At 71.2% G+C, this 21,543-nt stretch carries 20 protein-coding genes, 2 pseudogenes and 1 riboswitch; of the genes and pseudogenes, 12 read left to right on the top strand and 10 right to left on the bottom strand.

Annotated features, from left to right (window positions below; all coding sequences use genetic code 11):
- The first annotated feature begins 272 nt into the window (after positions 1 to 272).
- The 3 genes from ACNF49_RS08055 (at position 273) to ACNF49_RS08045 (ending at position 3,890) form a co-directional block, all read left to right on the top strand.
- Entirely contained in the window at positions 273 to 1,748 is a 1,476-nt protein-coding gene (locus ACNF49_RS08055; protein WP_357976169.1) for an AMP-binding protein, read from the top strand.
- A gap of 68 nt (positions 1,749 to 1,816) precedes the next feature.
- Positions 1,817 to 2,170: a hypothetical protein gene (locus ACNF49_RS08050; protein WP_357976166.1), complete on the top strand. Its 354-nt coding sequence runs from the start codon at positions 1,817 to 1,819 to the stop codon at positions 2,168 to 2,170.
- A 67-nt stretch (positions 2,171 to 2,237) separates the two neighbouring features.
- Positions 2,238 to 3,890: a DNA repair helicase XPB gene (locus ACNF49_RS08045; protein ID WP_357976162.1), complete on the top strand. Its 1,653-nt coding sequence runs from the start codon at positions 2,238 to 2,240 to the stop codon at positions 3,888 to 3,890.
- Between the two features lie 219 nt (positions 3,891 to 4,109).
- Here ACNF49_RS08045 and ACNF49_RS08040 read toward each other — a convergent pair whose 3' ends face one another.
- Complete coding sequence (locus ACNF49_RS08040) at positions 4,110 to 4,268, bottom strand: hypothetical protein (protein ID WP_482943266.1); 159 nt, start codon at positions 4,266 to 4,268, stop codon at positions 4,110 to 4,112.
- Between the two features lie 296 nt (positions 4,269 to 4,564).
- Between ACNF49_RS08040 and ACNF49_RS08035 the strand changes: the two genes are divergently transcribed.
- Positions 4,565 to 6,565, top strand: coding sequence for a HelD family protein (locus ACNF49_RS08035; protein WP_482943265.1), 2,001 nt, complete (start codon positions 4,565 to 4,567; stop codon positions 6,563 to 6,565).
- Between the two features lie 61 nt (positions 6,566 to 6,626).
- Positions 6,627 to 7,156, top strand: a pseudogene (locus ACNF49_RS08030) (YbhB/YbcL family Raf kinase inhibitor-like protein).
- A gap of 100 nt (positions 7,157 to 7,256) precedes the next feature.
- On the opposite strand, the gene ACNF49_RS08025 reads toward ACNF49_RS08030, so the two are convergent.
- The 6 genes from ACNF49_RS08025 to ACNF49_RS08000 all read right to left on the bottom strand — a co-directional run bounded on the left by ACNF49_RS08025 (position 7,257) and on the right by ACNF49_RS08000 (position 12,640).
- Positions 7,257 to 7,751, bottom strand: a complete 495-nt coding sequence (locus tag ACNF49_RS08025) for a hypothetical protein (RefSeq protein WP_482943264.1) — start codon at positions 7,749 to 7,751, stop codon at positions 7,257 to 7,259.
- A 152-nt stretch (positions 7,752 to 7,903) separates the two neighbouring features.
- Positions 7,904 to 9,532: a chaperonin GroEL gene (groL, locus tag ACNF49_RS08020; protein WP_357976148.1), complete on the bottom strand. Its 1,629-nt coding sequence runs from the start codon at positions 9,530 to 9,532 to the stop codon at positions 7,904 to 7,906.
- 342 nt (positions 9,533 to 9,874) lie between these two features.
- The gene (locus ACNF49_RS08015) at positions 9,875 to 10,075 is read right to left on the bottom strand and encodes a cold-shock protein (RefSeq protein WP_106250594.1); all 201 of its coding nucleotides are present in this window, start codon (positions 10,073 to 10,075) and stop codon (positions 9,875 to 9,877) included.
- A gap of 243 nt (positions 10,076 to 10,318) precedes the next feature.
- Entirely contained in the window at positions 10,319 to 10,594 is a 276-nt protein-coding gene (locus tag ACNF49_RS08010; RefSeq protein ID WP_352320882.1) for a MoaD/ThiS family protein, read from the bottom strand.
- A gap of 25 nt (positions 10,595 to 10,619) precedes the next feature.
- Positions 10,620 to 11,852: a threonine synthase gene (thrC, locus tag ACNF49_RS08005; protein WP_357976142.1), complete on the bottom strand. Its 1,233-nt coding sequence runs from the start codon at positions 11,850 to 11,852 to the stop codon at positions 10,620 to 10,622.
- 13 nt (positions 11,853 to 11,865) lie between these two features.
- Positions 11,866 to 12,006, bottom strand: a riboswitch (SAM riboswitch).
- Positions 12,007 to 12,085: 79 nt separating this feature from the next.
- Positions 12,086 to 12,640: an RNA polymerase sigma factor gene (locus tag ACNF49_RS08000; protein ID WP_189654051.1), complete on the bottom strand. Its 555-nt coding sequence runs from the start codon at positions 12,638 to 12,640 to the stop codon at positions 12,086 to 12,088.
- A 31-nt stretch (positions 12,641 to 12,671) separates the two neighbouring features.
- On the opposite strand from ACNF49_RS08000, the pseudogene ACNF49_RS07995 reads away from it, so the two are divergent.
- Together ACNF49_RS07995 and ACNF49_RS07990 are read left to right on the top strand one after the other, a co-directional pair.
- Positions 12,672 to 14,095 (top strand): annotated as a pseudogene (locus tag ACNF49_RS07995) (alpha,alpha-trehalose-phosphate synthase (UDP-forming)).
- 41 nt (positions 14,096 to 14,136) lie between these two features.
- Positions 14,137 to 15,321 (top strand): MFS transporter, encoded by a 1,185-nt coding sequence (locus ACNF49_RS07990; protein ID WP_357976136.1) that lies wholly within the window; start codon positions 14,137 to 14,139, stop codon positions 15,319 to 15,321.
- Here ACNF49_RS07990 and ACNF49_RS07985 read toward each other — a convergent pair.
- The 3 genes from ACNF49_RS07985 to ACNF49_RS07975 all read right to left on the bottom strand — a co-directional run bounded on the left by ACNF49_RS07985 (position 15,299) and on the right by ACNF49_RS07975 (position 17,100).
- Positions 15,299 to 15,883, bottom strand: a complete 585-nt coding sequence (locus tag ACNF49_RS07985) for a hypothetical protein (RefSeq protein WP_482943263.1) — start codon at positions 15,881 to 15,883, stop codon at positions 15,299 to 15,301. The genes ACNF49_RS07990 and ACNF49_RS07985 overlap by 23 nt on opposite strands.
- A gap of 107 nt (positions 15,884 to 15,990) precedes the next feature.
- On the bottom strand, positions 15,991 to 16,761 hold the full coding sequence (gene otsB / locus ACNF49_RS07980; protein ID WP_352361731.1) for a trehalose-phosphatase: 771 nt from the start codon (positions 16,759 to 16,761) through the stop codon (positions 15,991 to 15,993).
- A gap of 39 nt (positions 16,762 to 16,800) precedes the next feature.
- Complete coding sequence (locus tag ACNF49_RS07975) at positions 16,801 to 17,100, bottom strand: DUF3263 domain-containing protein (protein ID WP_357976129.1); 300 nt, start codon at positions 17,098 to 17,100, stop codon at positions 16,801 to 16,803.
- Between the two features lie 120 nt (positions 17,101 to 17,220).
- On the opposite strand from ACNF49_RS07975, the gene ACNF49_RS07970 reads away from it, so the two are divergent.
- From ACNF49_RS07970 to ACNF49_RS07950, 5 genes are all read left to right on the top strand, one after another.
- Entirely contained in the window at positions 17,221 to 18,027 is an 807-nt protein-coding gene (locus ACNF49_RS07970) for an SAM hydrolase/SAM-dependent halogenase family protein (protein ID WP_357976126.1), read from the top strand.
- Between the two features lie 129 nt (positions 18,028 to 18,156).
- Complete coding sequence (locus tag ACNF49_RS07965) at positions 18,157 to 18,720, top strand: hypothetical protein (RefSeq protein ID WP_357976123.1); 564 nt, start codon at positions 18,157 to 18,159, stop codon at positions 18,718 to 18,720.
- Positions 18,717 to 19,901, top strand: coding sequence for a S8 family serine peptidase (locus ACNF49_RS07960; protein ID WP_357976120.1), 1,185 nt, complete (start codon positions 18,717 to 18,719; stop codon positions 19,899 to 19,901). The genes ACNF49_RS07965 and ACNF49_RS07960 overlap by 4 nt, the downstream gene beginning before the upstream one ends.
- Positions 19,902 to 19,927: 26 nt before the next feature.
- Positions 19,928 to 20,335, top strand: coding sequence for a Zn-ribbon domain-containing OB-fold protein (locus ACNF49_RS07955; RefSeq protein WP_482943262.1), 408 nt, complete (start codon positions 19,928 to 19,930; stop codon positions 20,333 to 20,335).
- Positions 20,332 to 21,519: a lipid-transfer protein gene (locus tag ACNF49_RS07950; protein ID WP_498702264.1), complete on the top strand. Its 1,188-nt coding sequence runs from the start codon at positions 20,332 to 20,334 to the stop codon at positions 21,517 to 21,519. The genes ACNF49_RS07955 and ACNF49_RS07950 overlap by 4 nt, the downstream gene beginning before the upstream one ends.
- The last annotated feature ends 24 nt before the right edge of the window (positions 21,520 to 21,543 follow it).

Genomic DNA, 21,543 nt, shown 5'->3' with positions numbered 1-21,543 from the left:
GCCACGGCCGCCGGCGCGCGCATGTCGATCATGTCCTCCATTGCTCTGGGCGACGGGCCGGTGACAAGAACCGCAGCAGGCCATCTGGTAGCACGGAACCCTAGTTATCCCACCAATACACGATCTAGCGCCACTCGAAAACTCGAATGATCCTCTAGGCCGATATTGGACATTTACTCGGCATGAGAGCATCGTCCACAATCGTCAGTCAAGGGCGGACGTGCGAACGTTCAGGGTTGACTGCGCGCGGCGCCTCCGATCAGGTTGTGCATGTGACCGAGCAAACGCTGGGCCAGCTGGCCGAGGAGTCATGGAACCGCTTCGACGACCACGACTCGGTGTTCTACGAAGGGGTCTGGCACCGCAGCCACGCGCTGGCCGAACGCGCGCGCCGGATGTGCGGCGGGTTCGTCGAGGCCGGGATCGGGCCGGGCGACCGGGTGGTCGTGATGATGGCCACCTCCCCCGAGGTGCCGATCGTCTACCAGGCGTTGTGGGCGGCGGGCGCGGTGGTCACGCCCGTGGTCTTCCTGGTGGGGGCCGAGGAGCTGCGGCACATCCTGCTCGACAGCGGCGCGTCCGCCGTCGTCACCTCGCCCGAGCTCGTGGAGACCGTACGGGCCGCCGCGGTGGACGTCCCGATATATGTGGACACGGCCGAGCTGGAGAGCGCCACCGAGCACGAACGGGTGCGCAGGGACCCCGGTGACCTGGCCGCGCTCATGTACACCGGCGGCACCACGGGCGTCGCCAAGGGGGTCATGCTGAGCCATCGCGGGCTCTGGCAGGTCGCCAAGGACGCGTACGAAATATCCCATCAAGAGGGGAAAAATCGTGCGATCGTGCCTGTGCCGCTCTCGCACGCGTACGGGTTGATCATCACCGTGGCCGGCCTGCACGCGACCGAGCCCCAGCAGGCCGTGCTCATGCGCTGGTTCGAGCCGGAGGCGTTCCTGAGACTGGCCGCCGAGCAGCACGTCCAGTACGGCACCGTCGTGCCCGCCATGATCCACATGCTTCTGGCCCAGCCGCTGGAGTCGCACCCGCTCCCCGACCTGGCCTACCTCACCTGCGGCGCGGCGCCGCTGGGCCGGGAGGCGCTGCAGGAGTTCGAGCGCCGGATGCCGGGCACGCAGATCCTGGAGGGCTACGGCCTGACCGAGACCAGCGCCGTCACCACCTTCAACCCGCCGGGCAGGCGCCGGGCCGGCAGCGTCGGGCTGCCGCTGGCCGGCTACACGATCACCATCCGCGACTCCGCGGGCGAGGCGGTGGAGTGCGGCGACGTCGGCGAGATCTGCGTCAGCGGCGACTCCCTGATGCTCGGCTACTGGGGCGAGCACGAACCCGACCCCGAGGGCACCGCGCTGGTCGGCGACGAGCTGCGCACCGGCGACGTCGGCTGCGTGGACGACGACGGCTACCTCTACATCGTCGACCGCAAGAAGGACCTGATCATCCGCGGCGGCTTCAACGTCTTCCCGCGCGACGTCGAGGACGCGCTCAACCAGCATCCCGACGTGGTCATGTCGGGCGTCGTCGGCCGTCCCGACCCGCGGCTGGGCGAGGAGGTCGTGGCGTTCGTGCAGCTCAGGCCGGGGGCCGAGGAGAGCGCCGAGGAGCTGATCGAGTGGGCGCGCGACCGGGTCGGACGGGTGAAGTACCCGCGCGAGGTGCGTTTCGTCGAGTCGATCCCGGTCACCAGTGTGCTCAAGCTCGACAGGAAGGCCCTGCGCCGCCTGTTGTGACCGTGCGCGCACACCAGGTCGGGCGCGTCCGTATTCCGTGATAAACGTTGACCTGTCTGGAGGTGAACGTGAGTCAAGAAGATCCGTCCGGCTACCCGCACCTGCCTTACGGGGCGCCCTACGGCGAGCAGCCGCCTCCGCAGTACGGCTACGGCTACGGTGTGCCGCCGCGGCGCGACGAGGGCCCGCAGGCCGCCGCCATCGTCGCCGTCGTGCTCAACTTCCTGTCCCTCGCCTCCTGCCTCAACGTGCTCGGCCTGCCCGGCGGCATCCTGGCCGCCGTGGCGCTGACGCGGGCCCGCGAGCAGCCCGGAAGCGCCCGTTCGCTGCTGGTCTGGAGCTGGGTGTTGTTCGGCGCCGGTTTCGTGCTGAACGTCGGGCTCTTCCTCTTCCTGGGCCTCACCGGCCGCCTGGACGACTGATCGATTACCCGTTCCGGGACTGTTCCTGCCGTCGTGTGTGTTGGATAAGGGTCAACCGTAGGAAGGGATGTCCGTGAACGACGGCCCGCTCATCGTCCAGTCGGACAAAACGCTGCTGCTCGAGGTCGACCACGAGAAGGCCGACGCGTGCCGCAAGGCGATCGCGCCGTTCGCCGAGCTCGAACGAGCGCCTGAACACGTCCACACCTACCGCGTCACGCCACTCGCCCTGTGGAACGCGCGTGCCGCCGGCCACGACGCCGAGCAGGTCGTCGACGCGCTGATCGGCTTCAGCCGCTACCCGGTGCCGCACGCGCTGCTCGTCGACATCGCCGAGACCATGGCCCGCTACGGCCGCCTGCGCCTGGAGAAGGACCCGGTCAACGGGCTGGTCCTGACCTCGACCGACCGCGCGGTGCTCGAAGAGGTGCTGCGCTCGAAGAAGATCCAGCCGATGCTGGGCGAGCGCCTCGGCGCCGACTCGGTCATCGTGCACCCGAGCGACCGCGGCAACGTCAAGCAGGCGCTGCTCAAGCTGGGCTGGCCCGCCGAAGACCTGGCCGGCTACGTCGACGGCGAGCACCACCCCATCAAGCTGCTCCAGGACGGCTGGGAGCTGCGCAACTACCAGCGCGAGGCGGCCGACGCCTTCTGGCACGGCGGCTCCGGCGTGGTCGTGCTGCCCTGCGGCGCGGGCAAGACCATCGTGGGCGCGGCGGCCATGGCCCACGCCCAGGCCACCACGCTGATCATGGTGACCAACACGGTCAGCGCCCACCAGTGGAAGACCGAGCTGCTCAAGCGCACCTCGCTGACCGAGGACGAGATCGGCGAGTACTCCGGCAACAAGAAGGAGATCCGCCCGGTCACCATCGCCACGTACCAGGTGATGACCACCAGGCGGAAGGGCGTCTACAGCCACCTGGAGCTGTTCGACGCGCGCGACTGGGGACTGATCGTCTACGACGAGGTCCACCTGCTGCCCGCGCCGATCTTCCGGATGACCGCCGACCTCCAGGCCCGCCGGCGGGTGGGCCTGACCGCGACGCTCGTGCGCGAGGACGGCCGCGAGGGCGACGTGTTCTCCCTCATCGGCCCCAAGCGCTACGACGCGCCGTGGAAGGAGATGGAGAACCAGGGCTGGATCGCGCCGGCCGACTGCGTCGAGGTGCGGGTCACGCTGACCGACGAGGAGCGGCTGGCGTACGCGATGGCCGAGGCCGAGGAGCGTTACCGCTTCTGCGCCACCACGCCGTCCAAGACGTACGTGACCGAGGCGCTGGTCCGGCGGCATCTGGGCGAGCAGGTGCTGGTCATCGGCCAGTACATCGACCAGCTCGACGAGCTCGGCGAGCACCTCAACGCGCCGGTCATCAAGGGCGAGACCAGGGTCAAGGAGCGCGAGCGTCTCTACCAGGCGTTCCGCGACAAGGAGATCCAGGTCCTGGTGGTGTCGAAGGTGGCGAACTTCTCCATCGACCTGCCCGAGGCGGCCATCGCGATCCAGGTGTCGGGCACGTTCGGGTCGCGGCAGGAGGAGGCCCAGCGGCTCGGACGGGTGCTGCGGCCCAAGGCCGACGGCGGTGGCGCCCGGTTCTACACGGTGGTCAGCAGGGACACCGTCGACCAGGAGTTCGCCGCCCACCGGCAGCGCTTCCTGGCCGAGCAGGGATACGCCTACCAGATCATCGACGCCGACGACGTGCACGGCGGCGTGTGACGGGTTGAATGCCCGGCCGCTCGTTGCCTGAGCGGCCAGGCACGGCGTTTATGTCACGTCCACGAGACTCCACGGGTCGTCGACATCGAACCACCCCCCTCACCTGCGTACTATCACGCCGCCTGCGACATACCCCCATGATCCGACAATCGCACCTGAAATGCCCGACTTTTTCGGTATTCCCACGTTCACTCAGAGATACGGTCTTTGCCGGGTTCGCTAGCCGGCCAGCAGGCCGCCGAGGAACAGCACCGCTCCGGCGACGATCCACGCGGCGACCCCCGTCCCCATGAGGCGGCCGAACGTGCGCGGGTCCTGCCGGAACGCCGGGACCAGCCAGGCGGCCAGCGTGGCACAGGCGGCCGGCACGGCGAACAACCCCGAGGCCGTGGAGACCGCGCCGAGCCGCCGGGAGCACGCCGACGGAGGCTCGCCCCCGCGCAGAACGCCTCCAGCCCCCAGCCGGCGAAGACCGACATCCCCCAGAGCGCCGCCAGCAGGAAGCTCGCGACCGTGGGGATCATCGGCGAGAGAACCAGGCGAAGCCGCGCCACCTTCCCTCTTTACCCCGCCGCGCGCCGGTAAATGCTTTGGAGGCACCGGACGGCCGCCGTTAAACTAGTCGATTCGCTGCCTTGACCACCTCCGTTTTCGACCCTGGGAGGCGCTTTCGCATGCCCACACATCAACTGGCTCCCGACATACCCTCCGACGTGCTCGCCGCCGAGCAGGCCCACCTGGCCGAGTCCAGGGCCGCGCTCAAGGCGATGCGGGCCCACGCCCAGTCGTTGTCGGCCGACGCGGCCGGCGACTGGGTCTCGCAGCAGATCCTCCAGTCGCTGCTGGACCAGCGCGTGGCCGCCCTGGCCGACCATCCGGACACCCCGCTGTTCTTCGGCCGGCTCGACCGCGAGGGCGGCGACGACCTGCCGGGCACCATCTACGTCGGCCGCCGCCACGTGCACGACGGCACCAGCCGGCCGCTGGTCATCGACTGGCGCGCGCCGGTGTCCCGCGCGTTCTACCAGGCCAGCCCGGCCGACCCCATGGGCGTCGTCCGCCGCCGCCGCTTCGGCTACCACGGCGGCGCGCTGACCGCGTTCGAGGACGAGCCGCTCGGCGACGGCGGCGAGGTCGGCCCCTCGAAGATCCTCACCGAGGAGATCGAACGCCCGCGCACCGGCCCGATGCGCGACATCGTGGCCACCATCCAGCCCGACCAGGACGAGATCGTCCGCGCGACGCTGGCCCAGACCGTGTGCGTCCAGGGCGCCCCCGGCACCGGGAAGACCGCCGTGGGCCTCCACCGGGCCGCGTACCTGCTGTTCACCCACCGCGAGCGGCTGGCCCGGTCAGGCGTGATGATCGTGGGCCCGAACCGGGCGTTCCTGTCCTACATCTCCTCCGTCCTGCCCGCGCTGGGCGAGGTCAAGGTCGACCAGACCACCGTGGCCGGACTGCTCGGCGAGCACGCCGCCGAGGAGGACCCGATGGTCTCCGCGGTCAAGGGCGACGCCAGAATGGCCGCGGTGCTCGAACGGGCGCTCTGGATGCACATCGTCAAGCCCGAGGACGGCCTGGTGTTCAGCAAGGGCGCCTACCGCTACCGGGTCGCCGACCACGAGGTGCGCGAAATGGTGGCCTCCCTGCGCGGCACCACCCGCTACCTGCCGGGGCGGGCCGCGCTGGCCCAGCGCCTGGCCCACCAGGTGCTGGTACGGATGGAGCAGCGCGGCGAGTCGCCCGACGACCGGGTCCAGGACGCGGTGGCCAGGTCGAGGCCGGTCAAGCAGCTCGTCGACGCGGTGTGGCCGAAACTGACGCCGGAACAGGTTCTGCACCGCCTGTTGTCCGACCCAGAATTCCTCACAAAGGCCGCCAAAACTGATTTGTCGCCTGACGAGCAGGAAATGCTGCTTTGGCGGAAGCCTCATCGGAGCTGGAAGTCCGCCAAATGGTCGGCCGCCGACGCCGCGCTCCTCGACGAGCTGCGCGACCTCATGGAGCGCACCCCGTCCCTCGGCCACCTCGTCGTGGACGAGGCCCAGGACCTGTCCGAGATGCAGCTGCGGGCGCTCGGCCGGCGCTGCCGCAACGGCTCGGCCACCGTGCTCGGCGACCTGGCCCAGGGCACCACGCCGTGGTCCACCAGCTCGTGGGAGACCGTGCTGAAGCACCTCGGCCAGGACGAGGGCGAGGTGACCGAGCTGACGCTCGGCTTCCGCGTGCCGCGCGAGGTGCTCGACTACGCGGCCCGCCTGCTGCCCTCGATCGCCCCCGCGCTGGCCGCCCCGCGGTCGCTGCGTCCTGGCGCGGGCTCGCTCAAGGTCCGGCCGGGCGGCACGGTCGCCGAGGCGGCCCGGGAGGTGCTGGCCAGGGAGGGCTCGATCGGGGTCATCGTCCCCGACGCGATGGTGGCGGCGGTCTCCGAGTCGCTGTCCGGCCTGCCGCACGCGGTGCTCGACCCCGACGCGACGCAGGAGCACCGCCTGCTGATCGTGCCCGCCACGCTGGCCAAGGGCCTGGAGTACGACCACGTGATCGTCGTGGAGCCCGCCGACATCGTCGAGGCCGAGCCCCGCGGCCTGGCCCGCCTGTACGTGGTCCTGACCCGCGCGGTCACCTCGCTCACCGTGCTGCACGACAGGCCGCTCCCGGCGCAGCTCGGTACCTGACGGAGGGCGGGCACGGCCGCTTCTAGGATGGCCTGAAGGACTGTCGACCTAGGAGGATGCCGTGCCCGCACCGCTTCCGCATGAACACCTGCCCCCGGTCCCCGCGCTCGTGGTGGAGAGCGACGACATCCGCGACGGCGAGCGGCTGAACGACCTCCACGTCTTCGACGACTGGGGGATGACCGGCGGGAACGTCTCGCCCCAGCTGCGCTGGTCGGGCGCCCCCGAGGGCACCCGCGGCTACGCCGTCACCTGCCACGACCCCGACGCCCCCACCGGCAGCGGCTTCTGGCACTGGGTGCTGTTCGACCTGCCCGGCGACACCGCGGAGCTGCCCAGGGGCGCGGGCACCGGCCCCGACTTCAAGGGCCTGCCCGCCGGCGCGGTGCACGCCCGCAACGACTACGGCACCAAAGAGTACGGCGGCGCCGCTCCCCGCCCGGCGCCCCCCACCGCTACGTCTTCACGGTGCACGCGCTGGGTGTCGACGAGCTGGGCGTCGGCGGCGGCGCGAGCCCGGCGGTGGTCGGCTTCAACATCACCGCCAACACGCTGGCCCGCGGTCACATCGTCGCGCACTTCGGCGTCTGAGACCGGCACAACACCGCGGCGAAGGCGCCCCGTTCACGTACGGGGCGCCTTCGCCGTGGTGCCGCGTCGGGTTCGTACGCCCGGCGTCACCAGACGGGGTTCAGTCGCCCTGCACCAGTTCGTCGGCGAACGTGATGTCCCCGGGCGCGTTGGACGACAGGTCCTCGCTCTCGCCGGCCAACTGGCCCTCGAAGGCGTCCGAGGCGTCCTCGCGCTCACCTGACAGGTCCGTGCCTTCGTCCGAGGTGTCCTGGCGCTCGCCCGACGTGTCCGTGCCCTCCTCCGAGGCGTCCTGGCGCTCGCCGGACCTGTCGTCGGCCTCCTCCGACGACCCGTCCTCGCCTTCCTCCGACGACCTGTCCTCGCCCTCCTCCGACATCTCCCCGCGCTCGTCCGACGACGTCCACCTCGACGGCGAGGCGCAGTAGTCGCGGTCGTACAGTTCCAGGTAGCCCGCGCAGTAGGGTACGTCGACGTACTCCAGGGCCTCGTCCAGGTAACCGTGGTCGTCTGCCTGGGCGGGCATCGTCATGGCGGCCGCGGCGGCCATCATGACGGCTCCGAGCCCGAGAACGCGCGCGGTGCGGGAATTCATGTAACTACTCCTTTGTGCGGTGAATCGTCACTTCGTTTCGTTACTGTCCGTAGTCAATAACTACTAAACGTGACGCGACCGGACACAACAAAAGGCGGCCGGATCCTTGGAGATCCGAACCGCCTTCTGATGCGTCAGCGACCAGGCGAAGCCTAGAAGTCCATGTCGCCGCCGCCGGGCATGCCGGCCGGAGCAGCAGGGGTCTTCTCGGGCTTCTCGGCGATGACGGCCTCGGTGGTGAGGAAGAGCGCCGCGATGGAGGCGGCGTTCTGCAGCGCGGAGCGCGTCACCTTGGCCGGGTCGATGATCCCGGAGTCGAACATGTTGACGTACTCGCCGGAAGCGGCGTTGAGGCCCTCGCCCGGGGTCAGGTTGCGCACCTTCTCCACGACGACGCCGCCCTCGAGGCCCGCGTTGACCGCGATCTGCTTGAGGGGCTCCTCAAGAGCCTTCTTCACGATCGCCGCGCCGGTGGCCTCGTCGCCGTTGAGCTCGAGCTTGTCGAACGCCTTGGCGCCGGCCTGCAGCAGCGCCACGCCACCGCCGGGGACGATGCCCTCCTCGACGGCCGCCTTGGCGTTGCGCACGGCGTCCTCGATGCGGTGCTTGCGCTCCTTGAGCTCGACCTCGGTCGCCGCGCCGGCCTTGATGACCGCCACGCCACCGGCCAGCTTGGCCAGGCGCTCCTGCAGCTTCTCGCGGTCGTAGTCGGAGTCGGTGCGCTCGATCTCGGCGCGGATCTCGTTGACCCGGCCGGAGATCGCCTCGGCGTCACCGGCGCCGTCGACGATGGTGGTCTCGTCCTTGGTCACCACGACCTTGCGGGCGCGGCCGAGCAGGTCGAGGGTGGCGGTCTCGAGCTTGAGGCCGACCTCCTCGGCGATGACCTGACCGCCGGTCAGGATCGCGATGTCGCCCAGCATGGCCTTGCGGCGGTCGCCGAAGCCCGGGGCCTTGACGGCCACGGAGCGGAACAGGCCGCGGATCTTGTTGACCACCAGGGTCGCCAGGGCCTCGCCGTCGACGTCCTCGGCGATGATCAGCAGCGGCTTGCCGGACTGCACGACCTTGTCGAGCAGCGGCAGCAGGTCCTTGTTGGCCGAGACCTTGCTGTTGACGATCAGGATGTACGGGTCTTCGAGAACGGCCTCCATGCGGTCGGAGTCGGTCACGAAGTACATCGACGTCATGCCCTTGTCGAAGCGCATGCCCTCGGTGAGCTCGAGCTCGAGACCGAAGGTGTTGCTCTCCTCGACGGTGATGACGCCTTCCTTGCCGACCTTGTCCATCGCCTCGGCGATGAGCGAGCCGATCTCGGGGTCGGCGGCGGAGATGGAGGCGGTGGAGGCGATCTGCTCCTTGGTCTCCACGTCCTTGGCCAGCTTGGAGAGCTCCTCGCTGACCCGCTCGACGGCGGCCTCGATGCCCTTCTTCAGGGCCATCGGGTTGGCGCCGGCGGCGACGTTGCGCAGACCTTCGCGCACCAGAGCCTGGGCGAGCACGGTGGCCGTGGTGGTGCCGTCGCCGGCGACGTCGTCAGTCTTCTTGGCGACTTCCTTGACCAGCTCGGCGCCGATCTTCTCCCACGGGTCCTCGAGCTCGATCTCCTTGGCGATGGAGACACCGTCGTTGGTGATCGTGGGAGCGCCCCACTTCTTCTCCAGCACGACGTTGCGCCCCTTGGGGCCCAAGGTCACCTTGACGGCGTCGGCGAGCTGGTTCATACCGCGCTCGAGACCGCGCCGGGCGTCCTCGTCAAACGCGATCATCTTGGCTGCCATAAGGCTAGACCTCCCAGATGCAGGGTGGCGTGTCCTGGACCGAGCCGACGCCCGCGACGGCATAGGCCTGCATCTCCGTTCGGCAGACCCCATCGTCTCGATCCGAGTTGTTGGCACTCTGCCACACAGAGTGCCAACGAACTGTTTAGCACTCTACCCTGCCGAGTGCAAGCCACGGGCACCCCACCCCAGCTCATCGGGCAGGTCATCGGGTGCGCCGGTTCGTACGGCGAGCCGCCCCGGAGGTGCGACCCGCCGTGCGAAGCCGACGGAGGAAACAGTGGCGAGCCGTACGGACTGCGCTGCCGCACGTCCCACCTGGTGCATACCAGCGAGGGTGAATCAGACCGTGCGGACGGACTCCGCCTGCGGCCCCTTCTGGCCCTGCGTGATCTCGAACTCGACACGCTGTCCCTGTTCGAGAGAGCGGTACCCGTCCATCATGATCGCTGAGTAATGGACGAATACATCCTTACCACCGTCTACCGCGATGAAGCCGTAGCCCTTGTCCGCGTTGAACCACTTGACGGTGCCCTGCGCCACTTCCGACTCCTCTTACTGGGCTCGCAGATCTCGCCCATTCCTTCGCGAGACCCGTAATCGCATGACTTTTGGGAAAATCAGCCAGACGATCGCCCTCGACCATACCTGTGGCACGGGGTTTGGCAACAGAGTCAACCGACAAAACGCTAATTTCATCGAAGGCTGAGTCGTTCGAGGTTGAATTTGGTTCTAAAACAAGAAGGCGCCCACAAGGGGCGCCTTCAAGAGTCGGTGGTCCGGCGGTCAGCCGCCCGCGACGGCAGGGATGATGGAGATCTGAGCGCCTTCAGGGGCGGGAGTGTCCAAGCCCTCGGCGAAACGGACATCCTCTTCACCAACGTATACGTTGACAAAACGACGAATCTTGCCCGATTCATCCAGAATTCTCGCGCCGATCCCCGGGTAGTCGGAGTCGAGCTTGGCGAGAACGTCACGAAGAGTCGCCCCTTCGCCACTCACCTCGGCGTTACCCCCGGTGTAAGTGCGCAGAATGGTGGGAATCCGCACAGAAACGCTCATGGTTTTTGTTGCCTTTCCTGGATTGTCAGACAGTCGCGCGGAACGCGTCGAGAGAGGGCCGGATCACGGCGGTGGGCCGCGCGTCGTCGCTGATCGCGTCGAGCGTCTTGAGGCCGTCGCCGGTGTTCAGCACCACGGTCTCGGCCTCGGGGTCGAGCCTGCCCGTCTCGACGAGCTTCTTCAGCACGCCCACCGTGACGCCGCCCGCGGTCTCGGCGAAGATGCCCTCGGTGGAGGCCAGGAGCTTGATGGCGGCGACGATCTCGGGGTCGGTGACGTCCTCGACGCCCCCGCCCGTGCGCCGGGCGATGTCCAGCACGTACGGCCCGTCGGCGGGGTTGCCGATGGCCAGCGACTTGGCGATCGTGTCCGGCTTGACCGGCTGGACCACGTCGTGCCCCGCCTTGTACGCCGTCGAGACCGGCGAGCACCCGGCCGCCTGGGCCCCGAACACCTTGTACGGGGTGTCCTCGACCAGCCCGAGCGCGATCAGCTCCTTGAACCCCTTGTCGATCTTCGTGAGCTGGGAGCCGGAGGCGATGGGGATGACGATCTGCTCGGGCAGCCGCCAGCCGAGCTGCTCGGCGATCTCGTACGCGAGCGTCTTGGACCCCTCGGCGTAGTAGGGCCGCAGGTTGACGTTGACGAACCCCCACTGCTCGCCCAGCGGGTCGCCGATCAGCTCGGAACAGAACCGGTTGACCTCGTCGTACGTGCCGTCGATGCCGATCAGCCGGCCGCCGAACACCCGGGCCATGGCGATCTTGGCCGCTTCGAGGTCGGCCGGGATGAACACGCACGCGTCGAGACCGGCCCGCGCGGCGGCGGCGGTGACCGCGCCGGCGAGGTTGCCCGTGGAGGAGCAGGAGAGCGTGTGGAAACCGAAGTTCCTGGCCGCCTCGACGGCGATGGCGACCACCCGGTCCTTGAAGGAGTGGGTGGGGTTGCCCGAGTCGTCCTTCACGTGCAGGGACCGGATGCCGAGCGCCTTGCCGAGATTGCCGGCCTTGACCAGCTTCGTCCAGCCCGGGTTCATGTTGGGCTTGCTCGCCACGTCGGCGGGGACCGGGAGCAGGGAGCGGTAGCGCCAGATGTTGGCGGGGCCGGACTCGATGTCCGCGCGCGTCACCTGGCCGAAGGAGTAGGCCGCTTCGAGCGGCCCGAAACACTCCAGGCAGGCGAAGCTGGGGCCCAGGGGGTAGCGCGTGCCGCACTCGCGGCAGGACAGAGCGACGGCAGGACCAAAGTCGAGCGACATGAAGCGAGGCCTTCCCTCATCTTCGCCCGCGGCCACCTTGACCGCGAACCGGAATTGGCACCTTGTCCCGGTCGGCCTCGCCAGGTCGCGAGTACAAGCCGGGAGGGTTGCCGGGGCTTCGCAGGGCCGGTCCCTCCACCCCTCTGGATGAGCAATATTCAGTTGTCGAAAAGGACTCTACCTTCTCAAGTGGCGGAAACAACCGCCCGTCTCACGATTTGAGAGGACACGTCTCACCGATAGTCCTCCCCGAGGACTCCCTGCACGTACTTGCGGGCCTGGTGGATGCGGGACTTGGCCGTGCCGAGCGGGATGTTGAGCTGCTCGGCCACCTCGTTGTAGTCGAGCTGGACGATGTCGCGCAGCACCAGCGCCTGGGCCAGGTCGGGCTTGTCGGCCTCCAGCGCCTCCATCGCGTCGAGCAGGTCGAGCCGCGAGCCGGCGATCACGCTGACCCGCCGCGCGTCCGGCTTCTGCATCGGCAGCTCCTCCGACGTCTGCTCGGCGGCCCTGCGCTTCAGCGAGCGATACGTGGTGCGCGCGCAGTTGGCGGTCACGATGTGCAGCCAGGTGCTGAACCTGGCCCGCCCCTCGAACCGGCCGATGTTGCGCGCCACGGCCAGCAGAGTGTCCTGCGAGGCTTCTTCCGCGTCCTGGTGATAGGGCAGGATCCGGGCGCAGTGGCGCATCACGTCAGGCTCGATCCTGGCCAGGAGCTCGCCGAGCGCGCGATGGTCTCCGGCCGCGGCCGAGCGGGCGAGTTCCTCGGTTAGCTCATCTAGCGCCATAGCTGGGATCCTATGGGCGAAGGGAGCCCAAATGAACAGCGTTCTCGTGGCGTCCAACCGCGGGCCGGTCTCCTTCACCGTCGACGACGACGGTGAGCTGACCATGAAACGCGGTGGTGGCGGCCTCGTCTCGGGCCTGTCGGGGGTGGCCAAGGAGCACGGCGTGCTGTGGGTGTGCGCCGCGCTGTCCGACGGCGACCGCAGCGCCGTGCGCCTGGCCCCGGGGGCCGGCTCGACCGCGGCGGCTACGACACGGGCGCCCTGCGGATGCTCGACATCCCCGCGGCCACCTTCCACCGCGCCTACAACGCCGTGGCCAACTCGACCCTCTGGTTCGTCAACCACCTGCTGTACGACATCCCCAACTCCCCCAGTTTCGGCACCAAGTTCCGGCGTGAGTGGGAGTCCTACCGCGACTACAACGGCGCGTTCGCGCTGGCGCTGGCCGAGGAGGCCGGGCACGGGGCGCGCGTGATGGTCCAGGACTACCACCTGACGCTCACCCCGGCGATGCTCCGCGCCGAGCGGCCCGACCTGCGCATCGCCCACTTCAGCCACACGCCGTGGGCGCCTCCCGAGTACTTCTCGCTGCTGCCGGACGCGGTGACCAGGGAGGTGCTCGACGGCATCCTGGGGGCCGACCACGCGGGCTTCCTCACCGCCCGGTGGGCGGGGGCGTTCATGGACTGCTGCGAGGCGCTGCTGGGCGCGCGGGTGGACCGCGCGGCCGGCACGGTCACCCACGAGGGCAGGACGACCCGCGTCGGCGTGCACAGCCTGGGCGTGGACGGCGCGGCGCTGTGGGCGCGGGCCTGCGAGCCCGACGTCGAGTCGCACATGGCCGCGCTGGCCGAGCAGGTGGCCGGCCGCCGGCTGATCGTCCGCATCGACCGCACCGAGCTGTCCAAGAACATCGTGCGCGGGCTGCTGGCCTACCGGGAGTTCCTGGCCGCCCATCCGGAGTGGCACGGCAAGGTGGTCCACCTGGCCTTCGCCTACCCCAGCCGGCACGACCTGCCCGAATACCGCGAGTACACCGCGTCGGTGCAGCGCTGCGCGCGCGAGATCGAGGACGAGTACGCCACCGAGGACTGGGATCCGGTCATCCTCAACGTCAACGACGACTACCCGCGCTCGCTGGCCGCCTACCGGCTGGCGGACGTGCTGCTGGTCAACCCCATCCGCGACGGCATGAACCTGGTCGCCAAGGAGGGGCCGGTCCTGTCGCCACGCTGCGCCCTGGTGCTCTCGCGCGAGGCGGGGGCGGCGGCCGAGCTGGGGCCGTACGCGCTGGTGGTCAACCCCTACGACGTGAGCGGCACGGCGGACGCGCTGCACGAGGCGCTGGTGATGCCCGAGGACGAACGCAGGCGGCGCCGCGACCGGCTGCACGAGGCGGCCACCGCGCTGCCGCCGCACAAGTGGCTGGAGTCCCAACTCGACGCCCTGCTTTAACATGAGAAGTCGGGTTCACTGCCAATGACGGAGGCTGCCGGGTGTCGACGGTCTCAGTGCCCATCAGACTCGTCCGGGACCGTCCGACCTGGCTCATCTACTTCCTGCTCGGCACGTTCGCCACGTTCGTGTACGGCCTGAGCGCCGCCCTCCCGCTCCTGCGCGCCGACCAGCGCACCACGGCCACCGTCGCCGGGCTGCACGGCACCGCCATGGCGGTCGGGACGATCGGCGCCGGGCTCGCGCTCCCCCTGCTCACCCGGCTGCTCGGCCGGCGCTCGACGTGCTGGTTCGGCCTGGCCGGGATGAACGCCGGCGTGCTGCTGGTCATGGCCACCTCCGCGCTGCCCCTGACGCTGCTCGGCTACGGCGTGGCCGGCGGCTTCGGCTCGGTCATGCTCTACGCGGCGATGGCCGAGCTCAGCGACCACCACGGGCCCGCCGGACCGGCCGCGCTCAGCGAGGCCAACGCCGTGGGCGTGCTGGTGGGGATGGTGGCGACGTTCGTGCTGAGCCAGGTGGCGCAGAGCGCGCTCGGCTGGCGGTCCGCCCTGCTGGTCACCCCGGCCGTCAGCGCCCTGCTCGCGCTGGCGCTGGGCCGCTCCTGGCCCGCGCCCCGAAGGGCCGCCGGAGGGCAGGGCGACGTGGTCACCGGGGAGGCCGTCCCGGCGCGGGAGGGCGGCGGGTGGCGCTTCCATCTGGCCGGGGGCGTGCTGTTCTGCTGCGTGGCGCTGGAGTTCTCGTTCAACCTGTGGGCCGCCGACCTGTTCGCCCTCAGGACGGGCGTGACGGCGGCCGTCGCGGCGACCGGGCTGACGGCGTTCGTCAGCGGCATGGCGGCGGGCCGGTTCGCGGGCGCGCAGCTCGCGCTGCGGCTGCCGGCCACGCCGCTGCTGGCCGGCGCTCTGGGGCTGATGGCCTTCGGCTGGGTGCTGTTCTGGGCGAGCACCGCGCCGATCCTGTCGTACGTGGGGCTGGCGCTGAGCGGGCTGGGCGCGTCGCTGCAGTTCCCGCTCGCGCTGAGCACGCTGATCAGCGCCTCCGGCGACCGGGCGGACCGGGCGGCGGCCGCCTCGCCCGTGTGGGCGGGCGCCGCCATGGCGATCGGCCCGCTGCTGCTCGGCGCGCTGGCCGACGGCTACGGCACCGGGAACGCGTTCCTGCTGGTGCCCGTGGTCATCGGCCTGGCGGTCGCCGGGGTGCTCATCTCCAGTCGGCGTACTTGAGCGTGTCGGCCAGGCCGGGCGTGTCCCACTGGTCGACGACGAGGATCCGGCTCTTCGGCAGGTACCACTCGCGCTGCGTGAAGCGGGCCTTGACGCCGCCGCCCGAGTAGCTGACGCACGTGGCCTGCCAGGCGTTGTAGGCGGCCTTGTGCCCGGCCCCCATCTGCCGGTAGCCCCTGGTGACCTTGGGCCCGATCACCTCGCCCCACTTGCGGTTGAGCGGGCAGGGCTGCACGTCGCTGGCCGGATAGTACGGGTGCTTGCCCGTGTAGGGCCCGAACCCCTCGGCGCCCCGCTTGATCGCGCCGGGACCGAGGATGTAGAACGCGTCGCACTCCGGCGAGCCCCAGCCCTGCGGCTTGGCGCACCGGCCGGTGACCACCTGGACGACGTCGCCGCCCTTACGGTGGACCACCCACTCGATCGGGATGTAGAGCGTCAGGCCGCCGCGCAGCTTGAGCTGCTGGGCGGGGGCGGCGGAGGCGGCGCCGGGGGCGGCGAGCACGGCCGCCAGGGTCGCCAGGGCCGCGGCCGAGGCGGCGGCGAGAGATCGTCGTGACATGCGCACCACCGTAGGATCCGCCACTTGCAGCCCAATCACGAACGGCTGAAAGCCGCGAGCCGGCCCAAACGGCGCAAGGCCGCGAGCCGGCTCACGAACGGCTGCGCTCAGGGGCGGGTGAAGGCCGTCGTCAGCTCGCGCAGCAGCGCCACCACGCCGTCGGGCCCGTCGACCACGATGTCGGCCCGCTCGGCCAGCGCGGTCACCTCGGCCGAGCCGCTGCACACGGTCACGCCGGGCAGCCCCGAGGCGCGTACGGCGTCGAAGGCGGCCAGGTCGCCGAGGTCGTCGCCGACGAACATGACGGACCTGGCGTCCCGCTCGGCCAGGAACAGCCCGAGCGCGTGGCCCTTGTCCATGCCGGGCGGGCGCAGCTCCAGGACCATGCGGCCGGGCTCGATCACCAGGCCGTGTTTCGCGGCCAGCTCGGCCAGCGGCTCGCGCAGCACGGCGAGCGCGCCCTCGGGGTCGGGGGCGCGCCTGGTGTGCACGGCCACCGCCCTGCCCTTGTCCTCGATCACCACGCCGTGCAGGCCGAGCGCGTCGAGCAGCAGGGGCAGCTCGGCCCGGACGCGCGGCACGCCGGGTGGCGGCGGCGGCGCCGAGACACGTCCGTGCTCCCACCGTTCGAAGCCGTAGTGGCCGAGCACCACGAGGCCGGGCACGTCGGCCAGGCCGGGCCCGAGTTCGAGCGCGGTGGCCGCCGGCCTGCCGGTCACGATGGCCACGGCGCCGACGTGCGCGCCCAGTTCGGCGAGCACGGCGGGGGCCTCGGGGTGGATCTTGGCGGAGGCGGGATCGGGCACGATCGGCGACAGGGTTCCGTCGAAGTCGAGCCCGATCACGGCGCCGGACGGATCTTTAAGGATCGCTTCCATACCAGGGATGTTCCTCACGCGGCTGCCGTACCCAGCCGGTCAGGGACGCATGCCGAGCCGTCTCGCCGCACGGTCGCGCTGACGGGTGGAGCGCAACCTTCGCAACCGTTTGACCAGCATCGGGTCCTGCTCCAGCGCCTCCGGTCTGTCGATCAGCTCGCCGAGCAACTGGTAGTAGCGGGTGGCCGAGAACCCGAAGGTCTCCTTGATGGCCTGCTCCTTGGCGCCCGCGTGCCGCCACCATTGGCGTTCGAAGGCGAGGAGTTCGAGATCACGGTCGGTGAGGGGTGGCTGGGACGGTTCCTGGGCAGCACTGTCACCGCTGAGCGGTGCTCCCATGGTGTCCTCCTCGGGAAGGGGCGTGCGACGATCACATCGCACGCTTCGCGGCCCGTGGCCAATCGTAATGTGCGATCTGCGGCTGTTCACGGCGGATTGCCGGACGTACAGTCACCAAATGTGACCCCAGTCATCACGCTCCTCACGGACTACGGGCTCGAAGACGGCTATGTGGCCGCCTGCCACGGAGTGATCGCCGGGATCGCGCCCCAGGCGCGGGTGATCGACGTGTGCCACCTCGTCCCGTCCGGCGACGTACGGCGGGGCGCGGCGATCCTCGCCCAGACCATCCCCTACCTGCCGGAGGGCGTCCACGTCGGCGCGGTCGACCCCGGCGTCGGCGGCGCGCGGCGGTCGGTGGCGGTCGAGGCGGGCGGCCGGGTGTTCGTCGGCCCCGACAACGGCCTGCTGTCCTGGGCGGTGCACGCCAGCGGCGGCGCGCGGGCCGCGTACGCGCTCAGCAACGAGGAGCACTTCCTGCGGCCGGTGTCGCCGACCTTCCACGGCCGGGACGTCTTCTCGCCGGTCGCCGGGCGGCTGGCCGGTGGCCTGGACCCGGCCGAGCTGGGCCCCCGGGTGCCGGTCGAGCGGCTGGTCACGCTGCCCGCGCCGACCTCGCTGCTGCGGGAGGGCTCGGTCGAGGGCGAGGTCCTCTCGGTCGACCGCTTCGGCAACACGCAGCTGTCGATCGCGGCCGGCGACCTGCAGGCGCTGGGTGTCCAGGTGGGCGACACGCTGGGGGTGTGGCTCGGGCGGCGGCAGCTCGCGATGCCCTTCCGGGCGACGTTCGCGGCGGTGCCGCCGGGCGAGCTGGTGGCGTTCACGGACTCGGCGGGGCTGATCGCCATCGCGGTCAACTCCGGCGACGCGGCGCAGCGGCTGGGGCTCCCACCTGGGGCGCATGTCCGACTTTCGCCGACACCCTAGGGCGAATAGCCGCATAACATCAATTACTCCGCGTATCGGGCTGTTTACCGAAGCGTCGGAACGAATCATCGGCCGCGTGCCAGAATGCACGGCAGATCGGGCGTCCCTCCCCTCCCGTTCGAGGTTGACGTGTACCAACTGTCCGTCGTGCTGCTCTCCATCCTGTCCGTGTTCTGGCCGCAGGCCGACGCGCCCGTGCCGGAGCGCTGGCACGCCTGGCCGGTGACGCGGATCTTCCCCCTGGTCGTGCCGGGCCTCAGCCCGTCGGGGGCCAGGGTGACGTACGTGCTGGCGGGCGTGGCTCCCGAGGCGCCGTGCCGGGTGGCGTTCCAGCCCGCCGCGGTGCGGCCCGGCTGCCTGACCGCCCTGCGGGCCACGTACGCCGACAGCACCCAGACGTACGTGGCCACCGTCGGGATCGCCGTGCTCGGCGTGCCGGGCGCCGGGACGTACCGCGGGGCGCGCCCGCCCACCGTGCGGCCCGTCGCCTTCCCCGGCGGGCCGGCCGAGCGGTTCGGCCGACGGCAGTACTTCACCGGGGCGCTGGCCGGGTCGGGCGACCCCTACCTCGTGGCGACGGCCGCGGGATACGCCGACGGGCGGGCGTACCGGCCGGGCGACCGCGCCGCGCCGCGGCTGCGCGGGGTCGCCCGGCAGCTCGCCGAGACGTTGTACCGGGCGCTGACCCGATGAGGGTGCTCGCGTCCCTGCTGCCGGCTCTGATCCTGGCGGCCGGGGTCGCGGGCGTGGCGTCCAGCGCCACCGACGACGTGCGGACGGCGGCCTCGCCGAGCGTCCCCGGCGGCGTCGGCGCCGCCGCGCGGGCCCGGCAGTGGCAGCTCGGAGCGCTGCGCGCGCCCCGGGCGTGGCGGGAGAGCCGGGGCGCGGGCGTGCTGGTGGCCGTGCTGGACACCGGCGTGAACGGCCGCCACCCCGACCTGCGCGGGGCCGTCACCCAGGGCCCCGACCTGACCGGCGCGCCCCCGCGGCTCTGGGGGCACCACGGCACCGCCATGGCCGGCCTGATCGCCGGCCGCGGGCACGGCGAGGGTCGCGCGGAGGGCGTGGTCGGCGTGGCCCCCGCGGCGCGGGTGTTGTCGATCAGGGTCACGCTGGAGAACACCGACCCGCTGCGCGCCGAGCAGCGCGCCGGCCGCCGCGACGCCCTGGCCGCCGGCATCAGGTACGCGGTCGACCACGGCGCGGACGTGATCAGCATGTCGCTGGGCGGCGGCAGCGGCGCGTGGGAGGGCTCGGCGGCCGAGGAGGAGGCCGTGCAGTACGCGCTCGCCCGCGGCGCTGTCCTGGTGGCCTCGGCGGGCAACGACGGCGACACGGCCAACAGGAAGAACTTCCCCGCCGCCTACCCGGGCGTGATCGCCGTGGGCGCGGTGGACCGGCGGCTCAGGGTGGCCCCCTTCTCCAACCGCCAGGACTACCTGTCGGTGGTCGCGCCGGGCACGGACGTCGTCACGGCCGACGGCGGCGACGGGTACGTGGTGGGCGACGGCACCAGCTCGGCGGCGGCCATGGTCGCGGGCGTGGCGGCCCTGGTGCGGTCGGCACAGCCGGAGCTGTCGCCGTACCAGGTGCGCACGGCCATCGAGCGCGGCACCAGGAGACGGCCGGCGCGCGGCCACAGCCCCGCCTACGGGCACGGGGTGGCCGACGCGCCGCTCGCCCTGCGGGAGGCCCGGCGGCTGGCCCACGGAAGGGTTTCGCCGGCCGCCCGGCCCGGCCCGTACTTCGGGCGGGGGCCGGCCCGGCCGCCCGCCTCCAGGGCGCCGGTCGTGGCCGGGATGGTGGTGCTGGCCGCGGCCATGTCGGCGCGGGTGGTCGCGACCCGGCGGAGGCGCCGGAGGGATTCACCCTAGCAAGCGCTTGTGTGATACTCCTGGCTATGACCTTAGCGATCGACGGCTGGTTCGCCATCGACGGTGACGGCGCCACCCACCTCATCGGCACCACCTGCCTGACCTGCGGGACCGTCGCCTTCCCGCCGCAGCCCGGCCTGTGCCGCAACCCGCGCTGCGAGGGCGAGGAGACGGCCGAGGCCCGGCTGCCGCGGCGCGGGCGGGTCTGGTCCTACACCGAGGCCTGCTACCCGCCGCCGGAGCCGTACGTGGCGGAGCGGCCGTACCGGCCTGTCACGCTGGCCGCCGTCGAGCTCGACGGCGGCGGGCTGGTGGTGCTCGGCCAGGTCAAGGACCTCACGGCCGGCGACCTGGAGGTGGGCATGGAGCTGGAGCTCGTGCACGGGCCGCTGGCCGACGGCCCGCTGGTGTGGATGTGGGGGCGGGCCTCGTGAGCGCGGTGGTGGTGCTCGGCGCGGGCATGCACCCGTGGGGCAAGTGGGGACGTCCCTTCGCCGAGTACGGCGTCGCCGCCGCCCGCGCCGCCCTCCGCGACGCCGGCGTGGCCTGGACCGATGTCCAGTACGTGGTGGGGGCCGACACGATCAGGAACGGCTACCCCGGCTTCGTCGCCGGCGCCACCTACGCCCAGGCGCTCGGCTGGACGGGCGCCAGGATCGCCTCCTGCTACGCGGCCTGCGCGTCGGGGGCCCAGGCCGTGGACATCGCGCGGACCAGGATCATGGCCGGGCTGTGCGACGTGGCGCTGGTGGTGGGCGCGGACTCCACCCCCAAGGGCTTCTTCAAGCCGGTCGGCGGCGACCGGCACGACGACCCCGACTGGCTGCGCTTCCGCCTGCTCGGCGCGACCAACCCCGCCTACTTCGGCCTGTACGCCCGCAGGCGCATGGCCCTGTACGGCTCCACCAGCGAGGACTTCGCCGCCGTCAAGGTCAAGAACGCGCGCGCCGGCTCGCTCAACCCCATGGCCCGCTACCGCCGCCCGGTCACGGCGGATGAGGTGCTCGCCTCCCCCATGGTGGCCGACCCGCTGCGCCTGATGGACATCTGCGCCACCTCCGACGGCGGCGCCGCGGTCGTGCTGGCCTCGGAGGCGTACGCCAGGCGACTCGGCGCGACGGCCCCGGTGCGCCTGGCCGCCGTCTCCACGGTGACCCCGACCTTCCCCAACGCGCTCCTGGAGCTGCCGAACTTCGCCACCGAGTCCTGCGCCGCCGTCCCCGCGCCCGAGAGGCCCTTCAGGGCCGCGATCGCGCACGCGGCCTACGAGGAGGCCGGTCTGGGCCCCGAGGACGTCTCCTTCGCCGAGGTGTACGACCTGTCCACCGCCCTGGAGCTGGACTGGGTCGAGGACGTCGGCCTGTGCCCGCCGGGCGAGGCGGACAAGCTGCTGCGGGCGGGCGAGACCGCGCTCGGCGGCCGGGTGCCGGTCAACCCGTCGGGCGGCCTGGCCTCCTTCGGCGAGGCGATCCCGGCCCAGGCGATCGCGCAGCTGTGCGAGCTGACGTACCAGCTGCGCGGCGCGGCGGGCGGGCGGCAGGTGCCGGGCGCGCGCGTCGGCCTGGCGGTCAACCAGGGGCTGTTCGGCCACGGCTCGGCGATCGTGGCCACCACATGAGAAGGCCCTCCGGGAAGTTCTCCC

This window comes from Actinomadura sp. ATCC 39365 (assembly GCF_054392275.1).
This window is presented reverse-complemented; position numbering and strand designations above follow the sequence as displayed.